24 protein-coding genes are annotated in these 22908 nt (G+C 53.2%); all 24 read right to left on the bottom strand.

The annotated features are described in order from the left end of the window. Positions 1-140: 140 nt before the first annotated feature. Genes KGP25_RS25875 through vgrG form a run of 24 tightly spaced genes read right to left on the bottom strand, consistent with a single transcriptional unit; the run spans position 141 to position 22908 of the window. Complete coding sequence (locus KGP25_RS25875) at positions 141-527, bottom strand: hypothetical protein (RefSeq protein WP_223540769.1); 387 nt, start codon at positions 525-527, stop codon at positions 141-143. Further along, complete coding sequence (gene tssG, locus KGP25_RS25880; protein ID WP_223540655.1) at positions 505-1536, bottom strand: type VI secretion system baseplate subunit TssG; 1032 nt, start codon at positions 1534-1536, stop codon at positions 505-507. The genes KGP25_RS25875 and tssG overlap by 23 nt, the downstream gene beginning before the upstream one ends. Continuing rightward, positions 1533-3317 carry a type VI secretion system baseplate subunit TssF gene (tssF, locus tag KGP25_RS25885; protein WP_223540656.1) on the bottom strand — a complete coding sequence of 595 codons (1785 nt, stop codon included), beginning with the start codon at positions 3315-3317 and terminating at the stop codon, positions 1533-1535. Before tssF ends, tssG begins: the two co-directional genes overlap by 4 nt. Continuing rightward, positions 3314-3853: a type VI secretion system lipoprotein TssJ gene (tssJ, locus tag KGP25_RS25890; protein WP_223540712.1), complete on the bottom strand. Its 540-nt coding sequence runs from the start codon at positions 3851-3853 to the stop codon at positions 3314-3316. The genes tssF and tssJ overlap by 4 nt, the downstream gene beginning before the upstream one ends. Then, the gene (locus tag KGP25_RS25895; RefSeq protein WP_223540713.1) at positions 3850-6171 is read right to left on the bottom strand and encodes a DUF2235 domain-containing protein; all 2322 of its coding nucleotides are present in this window, start codon (positions 6169-6171) and stop codon (positions 3850-3852) included. The genes tssJ and KGP25_RS25895 overlap by 4 nt, the downstream gene beginning before the upstream one ends. Further along, positions 6156-6674 (bottom strand): DUF3304 domain-containing protein, encoded by a 519-nt coding sequence (locus KGP25_RS25900; RefSeq protein ID WP_223540714.1) that lies wholly within the window; start codon positions 6672-6674, stop codon positions 6156-6158. The genes KGP25_RS25895 and KGP25_RS25900 overlap by 16 nt, the downstream gene beginning before the upstream one ends. Then, positions 6662-7162, bottom strand: coding sequence for a DUF3304 domain-containing protein (locus tag KGP25_RS25905; protein WP_223540715.1), 501 nt, complete (start codon positions 7160-7162; stop codon positions 6662-6664). Before KGP25_RS25905 ends, KGP25_RS25900 begins: the two co-directional genes overlap by 13 nt. Continuing rightward, entirely contained in the window at positions 7150-7668 is a 519-nt protein-coding gene (locus KGP25_RS25910) for a DUF3304 domain-containing protein (protein ID WP_223540716.1), read from the bottom strand. The genes KGP25_RS25905 and KGP25_RS25910 overlap by 13 nt, the downstream gene beginning before the upstream one ends. Then, entirely contained in the window at positions 7656-8156 is a 501-nt protein-coding gene (locus KGP25_RS25915) for a DUF3304 domain-containing protein (RefSeq protein WP_223540717.1), read from the bottom strand. The genes KGP25_RS25910 and KGP25_RS25915 overlap by 13 nt, the downstream gene beginning before the upstream one ends. After that, positions 8144-8647: a DUF3304 domain-containing protein gene (locus KGP25_RS25920; protein WP_223540718.1), complete on the bottom strand. Its 504-nt coding sequence runs from the start codon at positions 8645-8647 to the stop codon at positions 8144-8146. The genes KGP25_RS25915 and KGP25_RS25920 overlap by 13 nt, the downstream gene beginning before the upstream one ends. Beyond that, the gene (locus tag KGP25_RS25925; protein WP_223540772.1) at positions 8635-9138 is read right to left on the bottom strand and encodes a DUF3304 domain-containing protein; all 504 of its coding nucleotides are present in this window, start codon (positions 9136-9138) and stop codon (positions 8635-8637) included. Before KGP25_RS25925 ends, KGP25_RS25920 begins: the two co-directional genes overlap by 13 nt. Before the next feature lie 41 nt (positions 9139-9179). Then, a complete protein-coding gene (locus tag KGP25_RS25930; protein ID WP_223540719.1) occupies positions 9180-12521 on the bottom strand; it encodes an ImcF-related family protein in 3342 nt (1113 codons plus the stop codon). Beyond that, a complete protein-coding gene (locus tag KGP25_RS25935) occupies positions 12502-13647 on the bottom strand; it encodes a hypothetical protein (RefSeq protein WP_223540720.1) in 1146 nt (381 codons plus the stop codon). Before KGP25_RS25935 ends, KGP25_RS25930 begins: the two co-directional genes overlap by 20 nt. After that, positions 13644-13901, bottom strand: a complete 258-nt coding sequence (locus KGP25_RS25940; RefSeq protein ID WP_223540773.1) for a PAAR domain-containing protein — start codon at positions 13899-13901, stop codon at positions 13644-13646. The genes KGP25_RS25935 and KGP25_RS25940 overlap by 4 nt, the downstream gene beginning before the upstream one ends. A gap of 2 nt (positions 13902-13903) precedes the next feature. Continuing rightward, positions 13904-16228 (bottom strand): DUF2235 domain-containing protein, encoded by a 2325-nt coding sequence (locus KGP25_RS25945; protein ID WP_223540721.1) that lies wholly within the window; start codon positions 16226-16228, stop codon positions 13904-13906. Beyond that, a complete protein-coding gene (locus tag KGP25_RS25950) occupies positions 16213-16728 on the bottom strand; it encodes a DUF3304 domain-containing protein (protein ID WP_223540722.1) in 516 nt (171 codons plus the stop codon). Before KGP25_RS25950 ends, KGP25_RS25945 begins: the two co-directional genes overlap by 16 nt. Beyond that, positions 16716-17216 (bottom strand): DUF3304 domain-containing protein, encoded by a 501-nt coding sequence (locus KGP25_RS25955; protein WP_223540723.1) that lies wholly within the window; start codon positions 17214-17216, stop codon positions 16716-16718. The genes KGP25_RS25950 and KGP25_RS25955 overlap by 13 nt, the downstream gene beginning before the upstream one ends. After that, on the bottom strand, positions 17204-17701 hold the full coding sequence (locus KGP25_RS25960; RefSeq protein WP_223540724.1) for a DUF3304 domain-containing protein: 498 nt from the start codon (positions 17699-17701) through the stop codon (positions 17204-17206). The genes KGP25_RS25955 and KGP25_RS25960 overlap by 13 nt, the downstream gene beginning before the upstream one ends. Further along, positions 17689-18195, bottom strand: coding sequence for a DUF3304 domain-containing protein (locus KGP25_RS25965; RefSeq protein ID WP_223540725.1), 507 nt, complete (start codon positions 18193-18195; stop codon positions 17689-17691). The genes KGP25_RS25960 and KGP25_RS25965 overlap by 13 nt, the downstream gene beginning before the upstream one ends. Continuing rightward, entirely contained in the window at positions 18183-18686 is a 504-nt protein-coding gene (locus KGP25_RS25970; protein WP_223540726.1) for a DUF3304 domain-containing protein, read from the bottom strand. The genes KGP25_RS25965 and KGP25_RS25970 overlap by 13 nt, the downstream gene beginning before the upstream one ends. Further along, entirely contained in the window at positions 18674-19183 is a 510-nt protein-coding gene (locus KGP25_RS25975; RefSeq protein WP_223540727.1) for a DUF3304 domain-containing protein, read from the bottom strand. Before KGP25_RS25975 ends, KGP25_RS25970 begins: the two co-directional genes overlap by 13 nt. Positions 19184-19235: 52 nt before the next feature. Further along, complete coding sequence (locus tag KGP25_RS25980; RefSeq protein ID WP_223540728.1) at positions 19236-19709, bottom strand: DUF3304 domain-containing protein; 474 nt, start codon at positions 19707-19709, stop codon at positions 19236-19238. A gap of 46 nt (positions 19710-19755) precedes the next feature. Further along, a complete protein-coding gene (locus KGP25_RS25985; RefSeq protein WP_223540729.1) occupies positions 19756-20514 on the bottom strand; it encodes a DUF4123 domain-containing protein in 759 nt (252 codons plus the stop codon). A gap of 9 nt (positions 20515-20523) precedes the next feature. Next, positions 20524-22908: a type VI secretion system Vgr family protein gene (vgrG, locus tag KGP25_RS25990; protein ID WP_223540730.1), complete on the bottom strand. Its 2385-nt coding sequence runs from the start codon at positions 22906-22908 to the stop codon at positions 20524-20526.

The following is a 22908-nucleotide window of genomic DNA, read 5'->3' on the forward strand; positions in this document are numbered from 1 at the left end:
TTGAGCTTGTCGTACAATGTCTCATTCCGACAGTGTTTGTCACGTAAAAAATAAGGAGTTTACCCCCTCAATTTTCTCCAGCGGCAAGATCTGACGGAAAACACTTGTTTTCCGTCAGGGCGAAAATCGCTTAGCGTGTATTATTGCAGAAATGACCACGGAACCCCAATAAGATCCTCCAGCACTTCCTCACGGTAGGTCTGAGCACCATGACTTAAACCAGCCGTATCACCGGCTTTTCCCGGCAGGAGTCCGGCCAGCCGCAAAACAGCATAAGCCGACCATGAATCCTGATGACGACAATTAGCGAAAGGTGTGCCTGTCCAGGGTGTGAAACGTCGCTTACAGTTGCGGCATTCATACAGTCGCGGATCGCGCAAAACGAAGTTTTTTGCGGCGCACCACGGGCAACAAACAGGTTTCATCGCTGGTATAAGGCGCAGGTATCCGAGGAACGTTTCTGCCTCCGTATGCAGATTAACCGGAACGTTTACCCGCCAGCTGTCAGTCGTCAAAGTCCTTGCCACGAAGTTTCCCTACCCTCATCCGCATCGTCTGCGGCATCTGATCTTCATTGTCATCCCGAAGCCCGAGCATGATGTTGTACCCCGAAAAGAGATCCGGGTCGCCAAGCCTCGGACGAGGCAGCAGGCGAATCGGGATGGTCAGGTGCAGGCTGGCATCATAATCACATCCCAGGTACGTTTCCAGCAGCGCAAACACGTCCCTGCGCAGCTGGCCCCGAGGCATCCACCCTTTCGCCTCATCGGCATCCTCGGTGCTCATTTCAATCCGCATGCAGTAGTTTGCATCTTCGACTTCATCCCCCAGAATCGGACGTTCTCCCAGCGTCATTCCTCCGTGAATCTTCAGTCGCGCCCGTTCAGCCACCGGCATCCAGACCGGGTGATGCGGGATGACCTTCACCTGTGTATTCGGAGCCTGGCTGCGGATCACTGCGGCCACACCTTCAGTCGTGTGGGTTGGATGCAGCAACGGCTGAATAATTGCCAGCAGGCGTGACGCAGGCAGTTCCCGACTGTGGGTAATGCCGGTCAGCGCCATCAGGCTGCGGGAGAACTTATCCGTGCCGCCGTCTTCAAAGGTTGCGGGGTAACTGTATTTTTTCCAGATACGGTAAAACTGCGTCATCAGCCGGTGATTGAAGATATCAAGGAACGCGGCCATTGCATCAGCCCCTTCCCGCCCCTGGTTGATATCGTCAATGTAGGCAGTCGGCAGCGGCGAATCCACGCCGTACAATCCCAGAAATTTTGTTCTGACGGTCGGCGGGGCATCCGGGTTATCCGGGTCGATTTCAGTCCGCTTCAGTTCGCCGGATGGAAAACCTAAATGGGGATCGGGCCTGAAGCGCACCGGGTCGCTGTCAGGATAAAAACCTGTACCCAGCGAGTTCCCGCCAGCCTTCTCCAGCAGCTGACAGAAGCGGTAGAAATTGAACCGGGCAGTCTGATCGTTGCCGTCGCTGTCGAGCCAGAAAGGCGGCAACGTTTTTTTATCTTCAGCGTCGTTCACATCAGCACCCTGTCAATCCGGCGTTCCGGCCACACCCATTCCGTGGCGGACTCGGTGAGCACCACCGTCAGCTGCGTAAAGCGAATAACGCTGGCGTACTGTGTGAAGAACTGCTCCAGCAATTCGCAGAATAACCGCGCATCACCCACGCCACTGAACTGTGTTTCATCCAGTGCGACGCGAATGCGTACGCCGTGCCAGCTGCGGGAAGAATTGTACGCCTGCTGATAGCTGACCTCCCGGATACCCTCAATCCGGCGACGGTTGTTCTCATCTTCCGTCCAGTTAAACAGCTGCAAGACCGCCCGAAGATTTTCGGCATCGCTTATCATCTGGCTCAGGGCGCGGGGATGCAGTTGCGCCATGATATGCCACTGGTGCAATTGCGATAACGGCGGGTAACAAGGCATAGAGGGCGCATGCCGGGTCTGGCAGCGCAGTGTATGATTGCCGGTCATGGTTACGCCATCAAAGACCGCAGCATCCAGCGTCATGCGCGGATAGTTGCCGTTGGTACAGGTGATGTTCATAAACAGCGTGGCATTTTCTTCGTGTAGATCCTGCTCACCGGACGTACCGCCCAGCATCAGCAACGTCTCATGCAGACCACTTACGCCGCGCCAGATACGGGTATGAAAGTACCGTTCCGGCCAGCTCTCCTTACGCTGCAACATCCCGCCCTTGTGCCGGAATTGCCGGTACGGCACATACTGACGCTTGTCCAGCGTCTCGCTCGCGGCCACCTTATCCACGCTGTAAATTTCAGTGTGATGATCGCGAAGCCGGTGTGGCCGCAGCCGGTAATCCAGCTGTGCGGGTTCCACCTTCAGGGGTTCAGCGTTGAGGGTAAACAGATTGATGAGCGGTACACAGTGGATACGCAGAATATCTTCCGGCACGGGAATATCCCGGTTCAGTGGTTTGCTCAGATGAAATTCCAGCTCAAAATGCTGACAGTCTTCTCCGAGCGGCAGCGTTTCAAGGCCTGTCAGGGTAAAGAACGCAAACCGGGCCGGAAAGCTGAAGTATTCCAGTAACGGGCGAACTTCACCGCACAGCGCCGGGCTGTCGCTTTCCGGCCAGACTGACGACCAGTTTTGCTGCCAGCGCGACGACAGCTTGCCGTGAAACGGCTGCGGGTCAAGATTACCGGTCTGTGGCAGGCGCACCGTGATATGCGAGACATGATGCGTCAGCGCCAGATACAGCATCGACTGTAAGGGCCGATCACCGTGAATATAGAGCGGGATCTGGCTCAAATCCGTCTGCGACGGGTCGGCGTACTGGCTGAATGAAAACCGCAGCGTCAGCACCTGATGGCCGTCAGTGTGAAACTGTCGTCGGACGTTGTGCAGCTCCAGCGGGTGCAGTACCAGTTCATCGGTCGTGCGATACGGGCAGCGCAGCCCGGTATCATCCATTGGCCGGGTCAGCAGTGTCGTGCCTGCGGGGATCACCACATCCCTGACCTGCGCAACCATTTCCGGGGTCAGCTCGACCACGGCCATCGAGGGTTGTGTCCGGTTGGCTATCGGCAGCAGATGGCCCAGCAGCGGCTCCGTCAGCTCCGGGATATCGTCATCCAGCTTGCGCCTGAGCTGGGCCATCATCAGCGAGAAGCCCTGGAACAGCTGCTCTACGGTATCATCAGCTTTATGAGACTGTCGGTCGATACCCAGCCGCCGACCGGCCTCCGGATGTTGTTCAGCAAACTCACGCGCCGCCGCCTTCAGCCAGCGCATTTCACTGTCGAAATATTTCAGAAAATCATGGTCATTCATTCTTTCACCGGTTTCAGCAGCAGCGTGTTATCACGGACTTCAATGACGCGCGGCTCATCCGGGTCAAGAGCATCGCGGCTCAGCACCTGCTTCCAGGTGCCACGGGTTCTGTCCGGCTTGCGGAACAGCCCGACTACCGCCACAAACTGCGCTTTTTCATCCACTGGAATATCGAGGTTGACCGTCTGACCGGGATAAACGCTCAGCTGGCGCTGTGTCAGCAGCGACTCCTTCAGCACCAAATCCGGCTGTGTCAGCAGGTCGGTGTATTCCGTGTTATCAAAGGTCTTGCGGTCGTTCAGTTGCAGGACACGGATACGCAGCGGCATCGCCTGCTGCGCGTCATCGGCGTTAATGGCACTTCGGGCAGCGAAGCTCAGGTGCAGTGTCTCTACCTGGCGATAGAAAATCGCTTTCGCCACGCTCTGCGTACCCTGCTTTGTTTTCTGGTAAAGGCCACAGCTGCTCAGTAGCAATATGCACAGGCAAAACCAACCGGCATTCCAGACACAAGAGGGTAAGATTTTCAGGCTCACAGGACTTTCACCCCCGACGCTTTCAGCATATCGATGGAGGAACTCATCATCGCCTGATGCTGTTTATTTATGGTGTCTGAGCGGGTCTGTGACGCAACGCTGCCGGGTTCATACCCTGCTGCCGACTGCGCACCGGCGCTCAGAGTCTGCGTCGAACCTGTAGCCAGATCCGTCACCTTGTGAGCTTCACCTTTGTAGGCCGACTTTGGTTCAACCAGATACACAACCCTGTTTGAGGTCGGCTGTGCGCCAACAACCTTCCCTTCCACAGAGATCAGTTGCAGTTTCTTATTGGCCTTGTTGCCGCAGTAGATCATGCGGTAACGGAAATATCCACCCCAGGGTTCACGGCCACCCAGAGTGCTTTGCATAAACCAGGCGCGGGAGTCGTGGATCTGCTCGTCGTAGAAGGCCAGCAATTCGGCGCGGGGCTGGGTACGGATTCCGGTTCCCAGCGAATCGATGAACAACTGCGGGTATAACCGGTTGCCGTCTGCTTTCATTTCCTCATATTCAGCGGCTTCATCATCGCCATTAATCAGGAAAACAGCATGTTTAGGAATGACGTCCAGCACAATCTGGATGGGGTTATCCCAGACGCTTTGCCCATTGATGTCCCGCACCCATTCTTTGTAGTCATGCTGGAACTCACGGGCGGCTTCGCGTAACTGGTACTGCGCATTGGTCGGGTCAAGGTCGGGCTTACCCTGCAAGCTCTCATCCAGCGGTTTTCGTGCTTTTATTGCTTCGGCACGGCGGGCGTTGAGCACTCTTACTGCTGCTTTATGATCTTCTGCTTCTTTTTCCAGCTCATCAGGTTTTAACTGCGGAGCCTGATTGAAGAAGCTGTTGGCAAACATTGGCCCCTGAGGCAGCATACTGCCGTGCGCATAACGGCCAATACGCCAGGCGGTGATCCAGCCAATCTGCTCGGTGACGGCACTTTCAAGCGTCTGGGAAAGCTGATAAGGGCGATACCCGCCTTTATCATCAGAGGTATCTTCAGTGCCCTGAAGGGTGGTATTCAGCAGGGTTTGCCGCCAGATGTTAAAACGAGCTGTTACTTTTGGAGCAATGGCAAACTCTGTAACGGAAGCACCAGACATAATTCTCGAAGGGGATCGATCTTTTATCTGCTCAGTGACCGAAGACGGATGCACTGAAAGTGGTGCGCCAGCCTCAAAAGCTGAGAGATACATATCATGCAGAACTACTTGAGAAAGAATTTCACCCGTACCGCCACAGGATTTACCTTGATCACGCGGAGGATACCCCCCGCCAACATCCGAGTGCATTCCCGGATAGACGACTTCCTGACAGTTTGGCGGGTAGCTGCCATCTGGCCGCCGAATGGAGTCCAGCGGGAAGCACAGGCGCTGTTCATGCGCAGAAACAAAGTGACGACAGCATTTAATCAGTCCGGGGAATTTAGTTTCATCAGGTAGTGGTTGTGTGTCATCCGCCCAGCCCATATGGCCTGCGGCTCCGGGCACGATATGCGCCGCACCGACTGACGCGACCGTATCCAGTAAGCCGACAAACTCGATGCTAACCGGCAATCCGGCCAGCGTGATGGGTTGGTATCCTGCGGTTTTATCGGGAGAAGGCAGTTGCGTGAGCCAGTTAATAAAGGTTCGGGCCTCTGCCGCGCCGCGCGAAAAACCATAGATAAACAGCTTAACGCCCAGCAGATGAGGTTGCTGGCTCTCTTTAGCCTGAGCTTCCAGCGTTTTCAACAGTGGATTAATGGCGTTGCGGCGGTTCACCTCCCCGGAGAACGGCGCGTGTGCACGCATATTTGGCAGCATTCCTTTGGCTACCCCATCGTCTAGGCGCTTAGCGCCTTTAGTGATAACCCGGCTCAAAGTATCTACAAGTCTTAACAGTGCCCAATTAATACGATCTTCCCCGCCGGTGGCGTATTTCAGGCCATCATCGCTGTAATCTATTTCGCCAATTTTAGGGAACGGTGTGCCTACGCCGGGTATATAATAGCGGAAGTAACCTTTGTCATGACCTTCAATGCTGGCATGGAATAATTTAGCAATATTAGTGGGGTGTGCCGGAATGCTATTGGTGTCGTTATGTTCGTTATTACCTGTACCATCAAAGAACAAGCTGATATGCACGCTTTGACAACAGACAAAACCCACCCTTCGCCCCGTTTTCTTCCCTAAGCGGGTTTTATAGTCCTGCTCTTCCTGGATTTGCTTTTTATAATTGCTGTTAACCTGCTGCTCACTCAACGGTAAACGCCCGGCTTCGGGAAATAACGGCGGTGCCCAGCAGGGGTTCGCTAAACTCACTTCACCGGACATGATGCAGGCTCCTTCATATTCAGAGGCTCTTTGATCGGATAATTTGGCGTACCGTATCCTGAACAAACCGTTGTCACTTTCACCTGGTTACAGGGCAAAAAGTGGACGGTTAATCCACAACGCTCTTTGCCATATTGAGGGATATCAACCGTTGTGCTATGTGTTTGAAAACTACTTTTCAGTATTTTTTCCCATGCTTGATATTTCTCCCAATCTTGATAACCAGGAGGCAATGGGGCCGTATGAGGGTCAACTTCCCACTCGATATGGGCTTTCAATCCCGGTTTCCATTTCTCTGGAAGCTGAACGCAGCAGTACCCCCCCCCATCACCAAATGGGCTTATGTTGGGACCACCGTAACCGTTTACTTTGACGTAGTTAATTACTGCTGAAGTATGATTAATTCCACCAATATCACCGGAAGTATAACTCTCATCTCCAGCACGTGAACAACCAGAAACAATAAGCATTAAAAGCAGAAAAGAATATTTTAAACCGGACATGATGCTGGCTCCTTCATCTTCAGAGGCTCTTTAATCGGATAATTCGGCGTACCGTATCCTGAGCAAACTGTTGTCACTTTCACCTGGTTACAGGGCAGAAAGTGCACTGTTAAACCGCAACGCTCTTTGCCATATTGAGGGATATCAACCGTTGTGCTATGTGTTTGAAAGCTGCTTTCCAGGGCATTTTTCCACGCCTGAAATTTGACCCTATCTTTATATCCCGGAAAAGCAGGGGCCGTATGAGGGTCAACTTCCCACTCGATATGGGCTTTTAATCCTGGCTTCCATTCATCTGGAAGCATGATACAACACGAATTCCCCGTCAGTGTTCCGCCGTAACCATTGACTGAAAATGAGTTAACACCGCTATCAGCCATGTGGTTAAAACCGCGTAAGTCGCCAGCGGTATAACCCTCATCACTGGCATGTGAGCAACCAGAAACAAACAATATCAACAGCAAAAAAGCATATTTTAAGCCGGACATGATGCAGGCTCCTTCATCTTCAGAGGCTCTTTAATCGGATAATTCGGCGTACCATATCCTGAACAAACCGTTGTCACTTTCACCTGGTTACAGGGCAGAAAGTGCACTGTTAAACCGCAACGCTCTTTGCCGTATTGGGGGATATCAACAATAGCGCTGTGCTGTTGGTATTTGGCTTTATGTCGGGCATAAGCTTCTTCTTCGTACCCAAATCCTTTTTTCTTCATGGGTATTTTCTCTAATGGGTTCGGGTCAACTTCCCATTCAATACGGGCTTTCAATCCCGGTTTCCATTTCTCTGGAAGCTGAACGCAGCAGTACCCCCCCCCATCACCAAATGGGCTTATGTTGGGACCACCGTAACCGTTTACTTTGACGTAGTTAATTACTGCTGAAGTATGATTAATTCCACCAATATCACCGGAAGTATAACTCTCATCTCCAGCACGTGAACAACCAGAAACAATAAGCATTAAAAGCAGAAAAGAATATTTTAAACCGGACATGACGCTGGCTCCTTCATATTAAGAGGCTCTTTAATCGGATAATTCGGCGTACCGTATCCTGAGCAAACTGTTGTCACCTTCACTTGATTACAGGGCAAAAAGTGGACGGTTAATCCACAACGCTCTTTGCCATATTGAGGGATATCAACCGTTGTGCTATGTATTTGAAAACTACTTTTCAGTATTTTTTCCCATGCTTGATATTTCTCCCAATCTTGATAACCAGGAGGCAATGGGGCCGTATGAGGGTCAACTTCCCACTCGATATGGGCTTTTAATCCTGGCTTCCATTCATCTGGAAGCATGATACAACACGAATTCCCCGTCAGTGTTCCGCCGTAACCATTGACTGAAAATGAGTTAACACCGCTATCAGCCATGTGGTTAAAACCGCGTAAGTCGCCAGCGGTATAACCCTCATCACTGGCATGTGAGCAACCAGAAACAAACAATATCAACAGCAAAAAAGCATATTTTAAGCCGGACATGATGCTGGCTCCTTCATATTAAGAGGCTCTTTGATCGGATAATTAGGCGTACCGTATCCTGAGCAAACCGTTGTAACTTTCACCTGGTTACAGGGCAGAAAGTGCACTGTTAAACCGCAGCGCTCTTTGCCATATTGAGGGATATCAACCGTTGTGCTATGTGTTTGAAAGCTGCTTTCCAGGGCATTTTTCCACGCCTGAAATTTGACCCTATCTTTATATCCCGGAAAAGCAGGGGCCGTATGAGGGTCAACTTCCCACTCGATATGGGCTTTTAATCCTGGCTTCCATTTTTCCGGAAGTTGAATACAGCAGTAACCACCACCCAAACCTGGAACATGATACCCATTCACAGAAAAGCCATTGATTCCAATGCCATCAATATGATTGACTGCTCGTAAATCTCCCGAGGTATACCCCTCATCACTGGCATGTGAGCAACCAGAAACAAACAATATCAACAGCAAAAAAGCATATTTTAAGCCGGACATGACGCAGCCTCCTTCATATTCAGAGGCTCTTTAATCGGATAATTAGGCGTACCGTATCCTGAGCAAACCGTTGTCACTTTCACCTGGTTACAGGGCAGAAAGTGCACTGTTAAACCGCAGCGCTCTTTGCCGTATTGGGGGATATCAACAATAGCGCTGTGCTGTTGGTATTTGGCTTTATGTCGGGCATAAGCTTCTTCTTCGTACCCAAATCCTTTTTTCTTCATGGGTATTTTCTCTAATGGATTAGGGTCAACTTCCCACTCGATATGGGCTTTCAATCCCGGTTTCCATTTATCCGGGAGCATAATGCAGCATGAGTTGCCTGTTAGCGTTCCACCATAGCCATTCACTGAAAACGAGTTAACACCACTATCGGCCATGTGATTAAAACCTCGCAGGTCGCCAGCGGTATAACCCTCATCACTGGCATGAGAACAACCAGAGACAAAAAGTATCAACAACAGAAAAGCGTATTTTAAGCCGGACATGATGCTGGCTCCTTCAGATAAGAAATTCTTAAATTGTTTTTTCATTGTTCACCTCCTGCATCAACCGCACCACCGGACGAGAAAATCTGTGATGGCAGCACAAACCCGCGCAGATCGAGCAGCGACAGCGGCCCTTTCCCCAGCTCCGTGCGCATCTGGTAATTCAGCGCCACGCCGTCCGGGGTGATCCAGGCCACACGATAGAGGTTGTCACCCAAATCCGTCACCAGTGCTTTATCCAACAGGCGGATAAAGCCCCAGCTTCCCGGCTCATCGGAATAGAGACGCGCGCCGGTTTTCACGGTACGCCAGGTCAGCGTGGTCTGGGGTTGCCAGCGATTATCCGGCCAGGTCAGGGTCTGCCAGCTTTCTTCCTGGTTGAAATACTGGAGTTTCTGTCTGTCCAGCGTCAGGTCGGATTCCACCACATCGCGGGAAGGCTTCGCCATCAGCTGGAAATGCAGCTCCACGTCGCCATGAGCAAAGGCCACATTTGCCACGCGGGTCAGGCGGTTTAGCGCGTCAAGAAACGCCGGGTTAAAGGTCAGCCCCTGACTGTTCATCGCATCCGGCACCCACTTATCACCTTCAAGTCGCAGCAGGCCACCCAGACGGGTCTGGATAAACTGCGCAATACGGCCGGTGTCAGAGCGCATAAACTGCGCCAGCTCAGGCAGTGAAGCCTCGCTCTGGCGGTCAGTAAACGGATAACGGTCTGCGAACGACGCGTTCCACGGGGTCACGATATCGCTTTGCCACTGGCTGTTGAGGCTCGCTGAGGTTGGGGAAAGCACCTGCTCCCAGGCCTGAATCATCGGCTGCACAAAAACAGTCTGGCCGAAGCCGCTCCACTCCTGACCAAGACTCGCGGCGATCAGACTGCCGTAGTCACGGGTGTCAGTGAGATCGACCGCCTTGCCCTGAAACACGGTCAGCGCCAGTGACTGCATCATCGCCTGCGGATCGGGCGCATTCGTCACCTGCTGAAGGCGCAGGCGAACACGGGTGATGCGGGTCAGGAAGGTTTGCAGGCTCAGGCTGTTCTGTGAGTCGTTCCCGCCCGTCAGCGACAGTAACGGGCCAAAGGTCGCATCCAGCGGCCCGTGCGCCTCATTCCCGGCCTGCTGAATGGCCTCTTTCGCCTTGTCGCTGTGGATCAGGTTTTTTGCTGAACTCACCAGCGAGTCGGTCAGGTCGCCCCCGGTCTGCCCGGCACGGCCCTGCACGTTCAGGGTGTTTATCAGCGCAATCAGCGGTGACTGCCGCACATCCGCCAGCAGCGTCAGTTGATCAATTGACTCAGACAGGCTTCCGGCCTGATGCCATTGCAGGCTGTTGAGGAACTTAAGCCACGCCCCGGAATAATCAGAGAAGTATCGCGCCGTCAGCCGGGCTTTCAGCGTATCCGGGGAAACCGTATCGGCGGTGTCACTGGAATGCTGTGCATCGCTGAGGACCCAGTCAATTTCTTCCCGGCGCGATTTTGCCAGCTTCTCGATGGCAGGCTGCACTTCTTCTTCCCAGGCCTTACGCGTGAATACGCCCGGTACACTCACGTCGGTACTGAACAGCTGGCTGCTGTCCGTACCATTAACCATTGCACTCAGCGTCATATCCGCATAATCACGGGATACCTGTTCAAGCATCTTTTGATAGCGCGTGGATTCCGCATTGCTGGCCCCTATCTGGCGAAGCAGGGCTGAGCGCATACCGCTGACCAGACGCATATCCGGGATGGTTCGCCATTCCATGTGCGTAGGAAGGTTCTGCATCATAAACGCCAGCATGCTGTTACCAACCGCTCGCCATGTGCCATCCTGCACACCCTCGCGCTGCGGCCAGAACTGCATGGTCGTCGTGCTGAAGAAAGCCGGGTCAGCTTTATCCGGGCGGGAAAGCATCAGGTACGCCCGAAGCTGGTCATACATCACTTTCGACTGCGTGGCTCGCTGCGGGTCGTCTGGCGGCAGATTGCGCCAGCTGTTCATCAGTGAGGACAGGTGCTGTGCTGACGCATCCCGCAACAATGGCATCGCCGCCTGCTGCCAGTACGGCCAGAGCGCGTCCAGTACGTCATCGTTACGACTGAGGCCCATGCGCATATACCACGGCGCACCGTAAAGCTTGCGGTGTTGCAGACGTTCAATTTCATGTTGCAGCTGATAAAGTGCCATCAGTCGTTTCGGCATTGTCTGGCGCGTATCGATGGCACTCTGCGCAAGCTGCTGATCGGCCTGCATCAGACGCAGGTTCGCTGCCCAGGAAAAGACCGTTGCCGCCAGCCAGAACGCCAGCAGACAGGTGCAGGCCAGCAGTAAGGATTTGCGCCACGACACGCCGTTTGCTACCGGTTTTCGCCAGCGCTGCGCGAGTAAATCCAGCCAGGCTTTACCCGGTTGCCAGGCATGCCGTAAGGAGGCTGCGCCCGAAGTGATGACCGGGCTGAAGACCATCCCGCCCAGCGGCAGAGAACGCGCGCCTTCTGCCAGCTGTGAAAGCGTGTGCGTCAGGCGTTCTGTACCGCCATCACGCAGGCTGTGGGCCAGCTGCAACAGGAACGTATGCCTGCGGTCATTGAGCGTCTGCTGCATCCCCTGCTGTACCAGGGCCGCTTCAAGCTGGTTCAGGGAATGACGAAAATCATCGGCTTCATCGCCCGGCGCTGACAGGAAGCCGGTTCCCTGCAACGGAAGCCCTGATTGTTCCCAGGCTGGCGCGTGGGTTTCCCACAGCCACAGCGGCACTTCCCAGCCCAGCAGGTGATACTGTTTTTGCAGCTGACGGGCAACGGTATCAAGAGTGTCGTGCGAAAGAACGGTCTGTTCATTCACGACCCAGATAAACGCATCGGCCAGACGGCGGCGGATTTTGCGCAGGGCTTTCAGCTGTGAGGCATCCGGTTCCTGCACCGGGCTACCGTGCCACAGCAGCAGTGCGCCATGCCCTTCAAGCCAGTGCTGCGTCGTCAGCCCCGGAATGGCCTGCTCCACTTCGTTTTCTTCCCCGACAACCAGCATAATGCGCACCTTGCTGCGCCAGCGCCTGCCGTACTGGAAGCTCAACTGGGTGGAAATATCTTTCACCAGCTGGTTTTCAGGTGGACGTTGTTTCTTATTCCCGGTAACACCGGTTGCCTCTCGCGCCCTGAGCTTAACCAGCGCTTTCCAGCACAGAATGAACGGCGCACAGAACCAGATGAGTACCAGCCAGACCATCGTGGCCCGGAAGGCAATCTGCCCCGGCAACAGTTCCGGCAGGTCCAGGCTGCTTCCCGCGAAGTAATAAAGCAGCGCCCCAAGCAGAACCAGCAGGGTGATCGCGATGACGTAGCCAGTGACCAGCCAGAATAATGAGTGACGGGTTTCAGTGCGGAAGGTTTCCACGGGGAACGCAAACTCCTGTAGTAAATTGAGATTCCTTCAATGTCGCTGTCCAGCCGCAGGACTGCCCCTGAAGGGCTGACAGCACGGCCAGAGACTGCATGACAAAAGGCGTAACCGGCCCGGCGTTACCCAGCCACGGCATCAGAACGTAATCGACGGCTGACCAGCCGGACGGCAAAAGCGCATCCATCGAGGATGAATCGGCGGCCAGCATGCCCTCTGGCACGCCGCGCAGACCGGCATACCGGCTAAGCTGCTCCGTCAGCTGCGCGGCGGTTTCCCCCGCGTCAGACTGGAGTATTTCGCTGCGCGTCATCAGGGCTTCAGCCTGGTGTCCACACAGCCAGGCAAAACCAGCTTCTGAAGCGGTGTATTCCGGTGATGGTTTTGCCTCACCAAACCCCGCGCACAGCAGCAGGGTTTGTTCATCGTCGGGCATGGCATCAATAACCCTGTCCAGTTCGGCAGCGCTTTGCAGCTGAAGCACATCTTCCGGCAGGCGAATGCCATCGGATTCCAGCACCAGGCTGAACGCACTCAGGCTCTGTTCATCGCCCAGCCAGCAAAACACCTGTACCGGTCGGTTTTCACTGGTTTCGCGCAAACGGGTCAGCACCAGACGGGCCAGCCAGCGAGCCAGCAACACAGCCCGACTTTCCCGGCCTCCCAGCCCCAGCACTTTCGGGCAATGCAGCAGCACATTGCCCTGCGGATCATCGACCGTGACCGGAACAACAGGAAACGGCGGCGACAACAGCGCCTGATGGTCAGCCTCTTTATCGCCCACTGGCGTAACCAGCATCACGGCTTCCACGGGCAGCATTCGCGAACGGTGTCGCCACCAGGCCCGGACAGAGGACGCAATTTCCTCCCGATGCGTCTCACTGTTCGAAACAGACTGAAGCCAGACCAGCCAGCGCAGCGCGACGGCGACAAGCCAGACAATCAACGGACACATTACACTCCAGAACCAGAAGGACAGCGTTCGGGTGGGTTTGCCTTCCGGCCACAACAGCATTGTTGCCAGTGCCGCCAGAAACAAAATCACCGGCAGTGCAATCCACCATCGCCGCCATCGCGCGGGATGAGGTTCGGCATACTCAGGGTAACGCGGCGGGAAGATCATCCGTGAACATCCATCGTGCTGAGTGAACTGACCAGCGTACAGCCACAGGTGCATTTATGGCCGTCGAGCGAGACGGCCTTACCGTTAACCGTGCTGCCTGGTGCGCCCTGGGCAATGGTGGTCATGCCGTGTTTATTGCACCGGGCTTTATCCCCCACGCAGGCCACCGGCTTACCGAAGGCCTCATAGCTGCCGCTCAGCACTTCGCCGCCATATTCCTTCAGGGTATCTCCCACGCGGATCAGCTTTTTCAGGCTCACAGGACTTTCACCCCCGACGCTTTCAGCATATCGATGGAGGAATTCATCATCGCCTGGTGCTGTTCATTAATGGTGTCTGAGCGGGTCTGTGACGCAACGCTGCCGGGTTCATACCCTGCTGCCGACTGCGCACCGGCGCTCAGGGTCTGCGTCGAGCCTGTAGCCAGATCCGTCACCTTTTGAGCTTCACCTTTGTAGGCTGACTTTGGCTCAACCAGATACACAACCCGGTTAGAGGTTGGCTGTGCGCCAACGACTTTGCCCTCCACGGAGATCAGTTGCAGTTTTTTATTGGCCTTGTTGCCACAGTAGATCATGCGATAGCGGAAGTAGCCGCCCCAGGGTTCACGGCCACCCAGGGTGCTTTGCATAAACCAGGCGCGGGAGTCATGGATCTGCTCGTCGTAGAGGGCCAGTAATTCGGCGCGGGGCTGGGTACGGATTCCGGTTCCCAGCGAATCGATGAACAACTGCGGGTATAACCGGTTGCCGTCTGCTTTCATTTCCTCATATTCAGCGGCTTCATCATCGCCATTAATCAGGAAAACAGCATGTTTAGGAATGACGTCCAGCACAATCTGGATGGGTTTATCCCAGACGCTTTGCCCATTGATGTCCCGCACCCATTCTTTGTAGTCATGCTGGAACTCACGGGCGGCTTCGCGTAACTGGTACTGCGCATTGGTCGGGTCAAGGTCGGGCTTACCCTGCAAGCTCTCATCCAGCGGTTTTCGTGCTTTTTTTGCTTCGGCACGGCGGGCGTTGAGCACTCTTACTGCTGCTTTATGATCTTCTGCTTCTTTTTCCAGCTCATCAGGTTTTAACTGCGGAGCCTGATTGAAGAAGCTGTTGGCAAACATTGGCCCCTGAGGCAGCATACTGCCGTGCGCATAACGGCCAATACGCCAGGCGGTGATCCAGCCAATCTGCTCGGTGACGGCACTTTCAAGCGTCTGGGAAAGCTGATAAGGGCGATACCCGCCTTTATCATCAGAGGTCTCTTCAGTGCCCTGAAGGGTGGTATTCAGCAGGGTTTGTCGCCAAATGTTGAAGCGTTTGACCAGTGTTTTACTGAAGTCGAACTCTCCTTGTGATTCAGGCGACATTGTTCGCGACGGTGAAATGTCTTTTATAAGCGCAGTGATACTTTTAGGTAGAACCGCTAATGGCGCACCGGCATCAAATGCCGCTGCATACATATCGTGAAGAACAACCTGGGATAGCACTTCTCCTGTACCGCCACAGGATTTGCCTTGATCGCGGGGAGGATAACCACCGCCAACATCAGAGTGCATTCCTGGGTAGATAACTTCCTGCGTATTTTGCGGGTAGCTGCCATCTGGCCGCCGAATAGAATCCAGCGGGAAGCACAGGCGTTGTTCATGCGCAGAAACGAAGTGGCGACAGCATTTGATCAGGCCAGGGAATTTTCCCTCATCGGGCAGTTGCTGGGTATTATCGGCCCAGCCCATATGTCCGGCTGCACCAGGCAGGACATGCGCAGCACCGACTGACGCGACTGTATCCAGTAAACCGACAAACTCGATGCTGACCGGCAACCCGGCCAGCGTGATGGGCTGGTTTCCGACTGCTTTATCTGGAGCAGGGAGCTGCGTCAGCCAGTTAATAAAGGTTCGGGCTTCCGCCGCGCCGCGTGAAAAACCATAGATAAACAGCTTAACGCCCAGCAGATGAGGTTGCTGGCTCTCTTTAGCCTGAGCTTCCAGCGTTTTCAACAGTGGATTAATGGCGTTGCGGCGGTTCACCTCCCCGGAGAACGGCGCGTGTGCACGCATACCCGGCAGCAGCCCTTTGGCTACACCATCGTCAAGGCGCTTTGCGCCTTTGGTGATTGCATAGCTTAACGCATCAACCAGTCTTAACAGTGCCCAGTTAATACGGTCTTCCCCACCTGTGGCAAAGGCCAGGCCATCACCGCTGTAATCTATTTCACCAATTTTAGGGAACGGAGTGCCTACACCCGGAATATAGTAGCGAAAATAGCCATCTCTTTCTGCATCCTGATAGGTTGCATGGTAGAGTTTTGCGATATTGGTGGGATGCGCCGGAGTGCTATTGGTGTCGTTATGCTCGTTATTACCCGTACCATCAAAAAACAGGCTAATATGCAGACTACGACAGCAGGTAAAACCCGCTCTCCGCCCCGTGTTCTCCCCTAAGCGGGTTTTATAATCCAGTTCTTCCTGTATTTGCTTTTTATAATTGGCATTAACCTGCTGCTCACTCAACGGTAAACGCCCGCCTTCAGGAAATAACGGCGGTGCCCAGCAGGGGTTCGCTAAACTCACTTCACTGGACATGATGCAGGCTCCTTCATATTCAGAGGCTCTTTGATCGGATAATTTGGCGTACCGTATCCTGAACAAACCGTTGTCACTTTCACCTGGTTACAGGGCAGAAAGTGCACTGTTAAACCGCAACGCTCTTTGCCGTATTGGGGGATATCAACAATAGCGCTGTGCTGTTGATATTTAGCTTTATGGAGCGCATATGCTTTACGGAACTCATCAGTGCCTAATGGAGGCAAAATGACATTTGGGTTCGGGTCAACTTCCCACTCAATATGGGCTTTCAATCCCGGTTTCCATTTCTCTGGAAGCTGAACGCAGCAGTACCCCCCCCCATCACCAAATGGGCTTATGTTGGGACCACCGTAACCGTTTACTTTGACGTAGTTAATTACTGCTGAAGTATGATTAATTCCACCAATATCACCGGAAGTATAACTCTCATCTCCAGCACGTGAACAACCAGAAACAATAAGCATTAAAAGCAGAAAAGAATATTTTAAACCGGACATGATGCTGGCTCCTTCATCTTCAGAGGCTCTTTAATCGGATAATTCGCCGTACCATATCCTGAGCAAACCGTTGTAACTTTCACCTGGTTACAGGGCAGAAAGTGCACTGTTAAACCGCAGCGCTCTTTGCCGTATTGGGGGATATCAACAATAGCGCTGTGCTGTTGATATTTAGCTTTATGGAGCGCATATGCTTTACGGAACTCATCAGTGCCTAATGGAGGCAAAATGACATTTGGGTTCGGGTCAACTTCCCACTCAATATGGGCTTTTAATCCTGGCTTCCATTTTTCCGGAAGTTGAATACAGCAGTAACCACCACCCAAACCTGGAACATGATACCCATTCACAGAAAAGCCATTGATTCCAATGCCATCAATATGATTGACTGCTCGTAAATCTCCCGAGGTATACCCCTCATCACTGGCATGTGAGCAACCAGAAACAAACAATATCAACAGCAAAAAAGCATATTTTAAGCCGGACATGATGCAGGCTCCTTCATATTAAGAGGCTCTTTGATCGGATAATTCGGCGTACCGTATCCTGAGCAAACCGTTGTCACTTTCACCTGGTTACAGGGCAGAAAGTGCACTGTTAAACCGCAACGCTCTTTGCCGTATTGGGGGATATCAACAATAGCGCTGTGCTGTTGATATTTAGCTTTATGGAGCGCATATGCTTTACGGAACTCATCAGTGCCTAATGGAGGCAAAATGACATTTGGGTTCGGGTCAACTTCCCACTCAATATGGGCTTTCAATCCCGGTTTCCATTCATCTGGAAGCATGATACAACACGAATTCCCCGTCAGTGTTCCGCCGTAACCATTGACTGAAAATGAGTTAACACCGCTATCAGCCATGTGGTTAAAACCGCGTAAGTCGCCAGCGGTATAACCCTCATCACTGGCATGTGAGCAACCAGAAACAAACAATATCAACAGCAAAAAAGCATATTTTAAGCCGGACATGACGCAGGCTCCTTCATATTCAGAGGCTCTTTAATCGGATAATTCGGCGTACCATATCCTGAACAAACCGTTGTCACTTTCACCTGGTTACAGGGCAGAAAGTGCACTGTTAAACCGCAACGCTCTTTGCCGTATTGGGGGATATCAACAATAGCGCTGTGCTGTTGGTATTTGGCTTTATGTCGGGCATAAGCTTCTTCTTCGTACCCAAATCCTTTTTTCTTCATGGGTATTTTCTCTAATGGGTTCGGGTCAACTTCCCACTCGATATGGGCTTTTAATCCTGGCTTCCATTTTTCCGGAAGTTGAATACAACAGTAACCACCACCCAAACCTGGAACATGATACCCATTCACAGAAAAGCCATTGATTCCAATGCCATCAATATGATTGACTGCTCGTAAATCTCCCGAGGTATACCCCTCATCACTGGCATGTGAGCAACCAGAAACAAACAATATCAACAGCAAAAAAGCATATTTTAAGCCGGACATGACGCAGACTCCTTCATATTCAGAGGCTCTTTAATCGGATAATTCGGCGTACCGTATCCTGAGCAAACCGTTGTCACTTTCACCTGGTTACAGGGCAAAAAGTGGACGGTTAAACCGCAGCGCTCTTTGCCATATTGAGGGATATCAACCGTTGTGCTATGTGTTTGAAAACTACTTTTCAGTATTTTTTCCCATGCTTGATATTTCTCCCAATCTTGATAACCAGGAGGCAATGGGGCCGTATGAGGGTCAACTTCCCACTCGATATGGGCTTTCAAGCCTGGCTTCCATTTTTCCGGAAGTTGAATACAACAGTAACCACCACCCAAACCTGGAACATGATACCCATTCACAGAAAAGCCATTGATTCCAATGCCATCAATATGATTGACTGCTCGTAAATCTCCCGAGGTATACCCCTCATCACTGGCATGTGAGCAACCAGAAACAAACAATATCAACAGCAAAAAAGCATATTTTAAGCCGGACATGATGCTGGCTCCTTCATATTGAGTGGCTCCTTCACCGGATATTCAGGCGCACCATAGCCGTAGCAAGAGGTGGTCACTTTGACTTGATCACAAGGCAAGAAGTGAACTGTCAGGCCACACGCTTGATCATATTTTGGAATATCAACGACTGCGGAATGCTGCTGATACTTTTCAGCATGTTTTGCATATGCATCTTCATCGTAGCCAAATCCCTTTTTCTTCATGGGAATTGGCTCATTCGCATTAGGATCTGACTCCCATTTAATGTTTGCTTTTAATCCAGGTCGCCATTTGTCGGGCAGCATGATGCAGCAACTGTTACCAGTGAGCGAACCGCCATATCCGTTGACCGAGAATGAATTAACGGCCTGCCCCGCAACATGATTGATACCACTGATGTTGGCTGCACTGGATGCCGAGTCAGTCGCCTTAGCGCATCCTGCAACCAAAACCATCAGGAAAGTGAAACACACCTTCAGCATGCGATTTATTTTCATCCCGGATATCCTTCCTTATCTATTTGTTGTCCTGATAAACACAGAAACAGACCTAATTCACTGGACATAACGCAGGCTCCTTCATGTTAAGCGGCTCCTTTACAGGATATTCAGGCGCACCATAGCCGTAGCAAGAGGTGGTCACTTTGACCCGATTACATGGCAAGAAGTGAACTGTGAGGCCGCATGCCTGGTCATATTTTGGAATTTCGACGACCGTAGAGTGCTGTTGAAAGCTCGCTTTGAGAGCTTTTTCCCACGCTAAAAATTTATCCATATCTGAATAGCTTGGCGGATTTCCGACAGTCTGAGGATCGACTTCCCATTGGATATTGGCTTTTAACCCAGCCAGCCATTTATCGGGCAGCATGATGCAGCAGCTATTGCCATTGAGCGAACCGCCGTAGCCGTTGACCGTAAACGAGTTCACGGTCTGCCCCGCAACATGGTTGATGCCACTGATGTTCGCCGCGCTTGATGGCGAACGTGCTGACGGTGAACATCCGGCACTCAGCAGCGCGGCCATAAGCATGCTGTTGATCAGGAGGACACTGTGAGTCTGCCTCATTGCGTTATCCCTCAAAATCCTGCAATGCACCGAAATACCCAGCCTCGTTCGCTTTGAAGGCGATATCCAGGCAGTGCGCAAAATGGCTTTCCCGGCTGATATTGCAGACGCTTTTCTCTTTCATCAGCGTTTCGGCATCACCGATGCATCCCATCAGGCCAACCTGAGCATCGTCAACCCGGCTCAGTTCCGGGTCATCGGCCAGCGTGCGCGTCGGTAAGAAACTGCCTGACTTCCAGACAATCTCGCCGTCTCTGTCTCTCCAGCCCCAGAACAGCGCGATATCCGTAAATGCGGCCTGTTGCTCTGCGGTGAGGACGTGAGCAAGCAGAGATGGTAATACGCGGTTATCGTAGTACCGCAGCAGACCGGTTTGTTCCTCCCACTGCACCTGCGACAAGGCCTGCAAGTGGCGGCACAGCAAATCAAAGGCCAGAGGGGAGATAAGCAGCGTCAGGCGCGGCGAGTCCGAAAAGTATTCCAGCAGCTGTTCCAGCCACATCCGGTGACTCGTCACAGCAAAATGCAGACGCATGACGACCGGGGAATACTCCAGCGTTCCCCCTTCCGGGGTTCCCTCGAACAGCTCAAACCAGAGCACCTCTGGCGATAACTGGCGCAGGGCATTTTGCAGCGGCTGGTCGGTTCCGGCCTGGTCTACCAGAACATCGATGTACTCCAGCCCGGCAGCTGAACAGAGGGATTCAGCCTGCTGCATCCAGAGCATGTGCTTTTTGAGCGTTATCGGCGGTGTTGTTGTCATCAGATGTCCTTATCCTCGCGGCGCAAATGCAGCAGCGGCTTCCTGCGCTTTCTTCAGGCAGTCCTTACACACCGACTTCGGCAGTTCCGGCAGCTGTGTTTCAACGCTGGCTGGCGCATCCCAGACGTGCTGGCCTTTCAGGCTCAGTTTCCCTGGGCTATGGATTTCTATCGCGCCCTGCGGGGTAATGCGAATCGACCCGCCGCCACAGCCAAGCACAATGCCGTTTTTTGCGGAAAGATGCAGAACCCCCTGCGTGGACTGCACGGTGACATCCTTCAGGGCCGTCAGCCCCATCAGGTCGCCATGAGATTCGATGGTCAGCGGTCCTTTGCCGGACACCATGCGCATCCCTTCCTGCTGTGCGAGCAGTGAAATGGTCTGGCTGGCGTTCAGGGAAATTCGCTCTCCGCTGGCAATACTGGCTTCACCCTGGCTTTGCAGGTGCAGCGTCTGGCCGCTGTTAACCAGCACGGTTTCCGGGCTGACCACGCCAATGCCCTGCGGGGCGCTCAGCAGCATGGCCGGAGACTTCAGTTGATCGACGGCAGCAAGATAAGCCTTCAGATGTGTGGCATCCGGCTGAAGGTTGTGATGTGACTGCGTGATTGTGTGCCAGTCGGCCATCTGGCTGATGGCCCCTTTGACCAGGCTGATTGCCGGAGACATATCCAGCACCTGACCGGTGGCCGTGGCCTGCGCATCTGCGGTCAGAAAAAGCCCTTTACCGGCGCGGAGTGTGCCGGTGCTGTCGGTACGCAGCTCAAAACCCTCACCGCGTTTGTTACGCGAGCTGTCAACGATATGGCCGAGCGTCAGCTGGCTCTTGCCGCCATATTCTGTCGAAATTTTAACGTGCTCTGCCCCGCGCCGGTCCTCAAATCTCAGTTTGTTGTTCGCCGGAGTTCGTAACACGTTACGCTGATAGTTATAGAGATTGACGTGATCTTCATGCCGGGAATCATGCATGGCGCAGAGGATGTACGGCCGGTCAGGGTCGCCGTTAGTGAAGGCAATCATCACCTCTGTTCCGGCAATAAGCGGGAAATGCCAGCCGTAAACGTTCCCGGCGTAAGGTTTCGCCAGGCGCACAGGTAGGCTTTCAAAACCGGCCTGCCAGGTGGTGTTGAGGTCAAACTGGAATCGCACCCGGTAGCGCCCGAATTCATCCAGCTCGGCATACTGCGCATTTTCTACCGGGCTTGTCACCCTGGCGAGCAGCGTACCGGCGATGTGTGGCCGGGCCAGCAACGGAGGACGATACGAGAGGTGCTGGCGATTAGGAACGGCAGTAAAGCTGATGATGTAGGCCGTATCGCGGGAAACGCGCTGGGATGAGGTCGATACCACTAACAACCCGTTCGGAGCATCCTCCCAGCTCTTACCCTGTGGATGGATAATCATCCCCGGTCGGATATCCATGCCGTTCGATTTACCGTCAAAGACAACCTGTTCTGTGACCAGTCGTTCACGACGACGCTTAACGAACCAGCGACCCTGCTCCGGCTGTTCTGCAGCCTGCCTGCCCTGCTCTTTGTAATGCTCTCCGTAGCGGTATTCTTCACCGGTAAGCGCTGGCTTATCCAGATCGGTTTCCAGCAGCGCCTGCATATCACTCTGGGCTTCGCGGTAATATTCATCGTTCACCCGCGTCTGCCCGGCAACCGAATGGCGATTGACCGTCACATCCCACAGTGATTCCAGACCGCCATCAAACAGGCCTGAAGGATGACGGAAGGCAATTTTAGGGCCATCCGTGAAGGCGTACCCGGAATCACCCAGCACCAGAACATCACGGTGATTTTCATCATCCCATGCAAAGTAGTAGAACACGCCAACACGGGCCAGATGACGCTGAATAAAGGCCAGATCGCTCTCGGCATAAGAGATAAAGAACTCCCGCACCGGGTATTGTGTATTCAGCTGATAGCGATAATCGAGACTGGAGAACGCCCAGCGCTTCAGGATATCTTCGACGACCCCAATGACACTTTTATTCTGGTACACCGCATAAGTCAGGCTGTTACGCAGCAACGCCAGGCTGGCTTCCAGCACCACCACATAGCGGGTGGTATCGGAAGAGCGCTCGCACTGCTGGAAAGACGTGATGACACCGCGCATGACGCGAGGACTCACGGCCTGCCAGGGCTTACCGTCCGGGTAAAACAGAAGCTGTGCCGTGGTGTTGATCAGCACATCAGCGGGAATATCGGGAGTCGCACTGGTCAGCTCAATCGAGTAGCGCCACGGGGTATTCAGGGCTTCTTCACCGCTGAAACGCAGCACCGACAGTTGAATGTCCGGACGTTGTTTTTGCAGCTCCGGCACTTTCAGCTGGTAGTGGTTGTAGACCGGAATACTGCTCCCCGGAAGGGTAAACGTGTTTTCGCTCAT

Origin of the sequence: Enterobacter sp. JBIWA003, from assembly GCF_019968825.1 — a bacterium.
Taxonomy (GTDB): Bacteria; Pseudomonadota; Gammaproteobacteria; order Enterobacterales; family Enterobacteriaceae; genus Enterobacter; species Enterobacter quasiroggenkampii.

Coding starts and splice junctions, on each gene's coding strand:
- tssF (WP_223540656.1), bottom strand. CDS start 3,317: ATGAATGACCATGATTTTCTGAAATATTTCGACAGTGAAATGCGCTGG.
- KGP25_RS25895 (WP_223540713.1), bottom strand. CDS start 6,171: ATGTCCGGTGAAGTGAGTTTAGCGAACCCCTGCTGGGCACCGCCGTTA.
- KGP25_RS25900 (WP_223540714.1), bottom strand. CDS start 6,674: ATGTCCGGTTTAAAATATTCTTTTCTGCTTTTAATGCTTATTGTTTCT.
- KGP25_RS25905 (WP_223540715.1), bottom strand. CDS start 7,162: ATGTCCGGCTTAAAATATGCTTTTTTGCTGTTGATATTGTTTGTTTCT.
- KGP25_RS25910 (WP_223540716.1), bottom strand. CDS start 7,668: ATGTCCGGTTTAAAATATTCTTTTCTGCTTTTAATGCTTATTGTTTCT.
- KGP25_RS25915 (WP_223540717.1), bottom strand. CDS start 8,156: ATGTCCGGCTTAAAATATGCTTTTTTGCTGTTGATATTGTTTGTTTCT.
- KGP25_RS25920 (WP_223540718.1), bottom strand. CDS start 8,647: ATGTCCGGCTTAAAATATGCTTTTTTGCTGTTGATATTGTTTGTTTCT.
- KGP25_RS25925 (WP_223540772.1), bottom strand. CDS start 9,138: ATGTCCGGCTTAAAATACGCTTTTCTGTTGTTGATACTTTTTGTCTCT.
- KGP25_RS25935 (WP_223540720.1), bottom strand. CDS start 13,647: ATGATCTTCCCGCCGCGTTACCCTGAGTATGCCGAACCTCATCCCGCG.
- KGP25_RS25945 (WP_223540721.1), bottom strand. CDS start 16,228: ATGTCCAGTGAAGTGAGTTTAGCGAACCCCTGCTGGGCACCGCCGTTA.
- KGP25_RS25950 (WP_223540722.1), bottom strand. CDS start 16,728: ATGTCCGGTTTAAAATATTCTTTTCTGCTTTTAATGCTTATTGTTTCT.
- KGP25_RS25955 (WP_223540723.1), bottom strand. CDS start 17,216: ATGTCCGGCTTAAAATATGCTTTTTTGCTGTTGATATTGTTTGTTTCT.
- KGP25_RS25960 (WP_223540724.1), bottom strand. CDS start 17,701: ATGTCCGGCTTAAAATATGCTTTTTTGCTGTTGATATTGTTTGTTTCT.
- KGP25_RS25965 (WP_223540725.1), bottom strand. CDS start 18,195: ATGTCCGGCTTAAAATATGCTTTTTTGCTGTTGATATTGTTTGTTTCT.
- KGP25_RS25970 (WP_223540726.1), bottom strand. CDS start 18,686: ATGTCCGGCTTAAAATATGCTTTTTTGCTGTTGATATTGTTTGTTTCT.
- KGP25_RS25975 (WP_223540727.1), bottom strand. CDS start 19,183: ATGAAAATAAATCGCATGCTGAAGGTGTGTTTCACTTTCCTGATGGTT.
- KGP25_RS25980 (WP_223540728.1), bottom strand. CDS start 19,709: ATGGCCGCGCTGCTGAGTGCCGGATGTTCACCGTCAGCACGTTCGCCA.
- KGP25_RS25985 (WP_223540729.1), bottom strand. CDS start 20,514: ATGACAACAACACCGCCGATAACGCTCAAAAAGCACATGCTCTGGATG.
- vgrG (WP_223540730.1), bottom strand. CDS start 22,908: ATGAGCGAAAACACGTTTACCCTTCCGGGGAGCAGTATTCCGGTCTAC.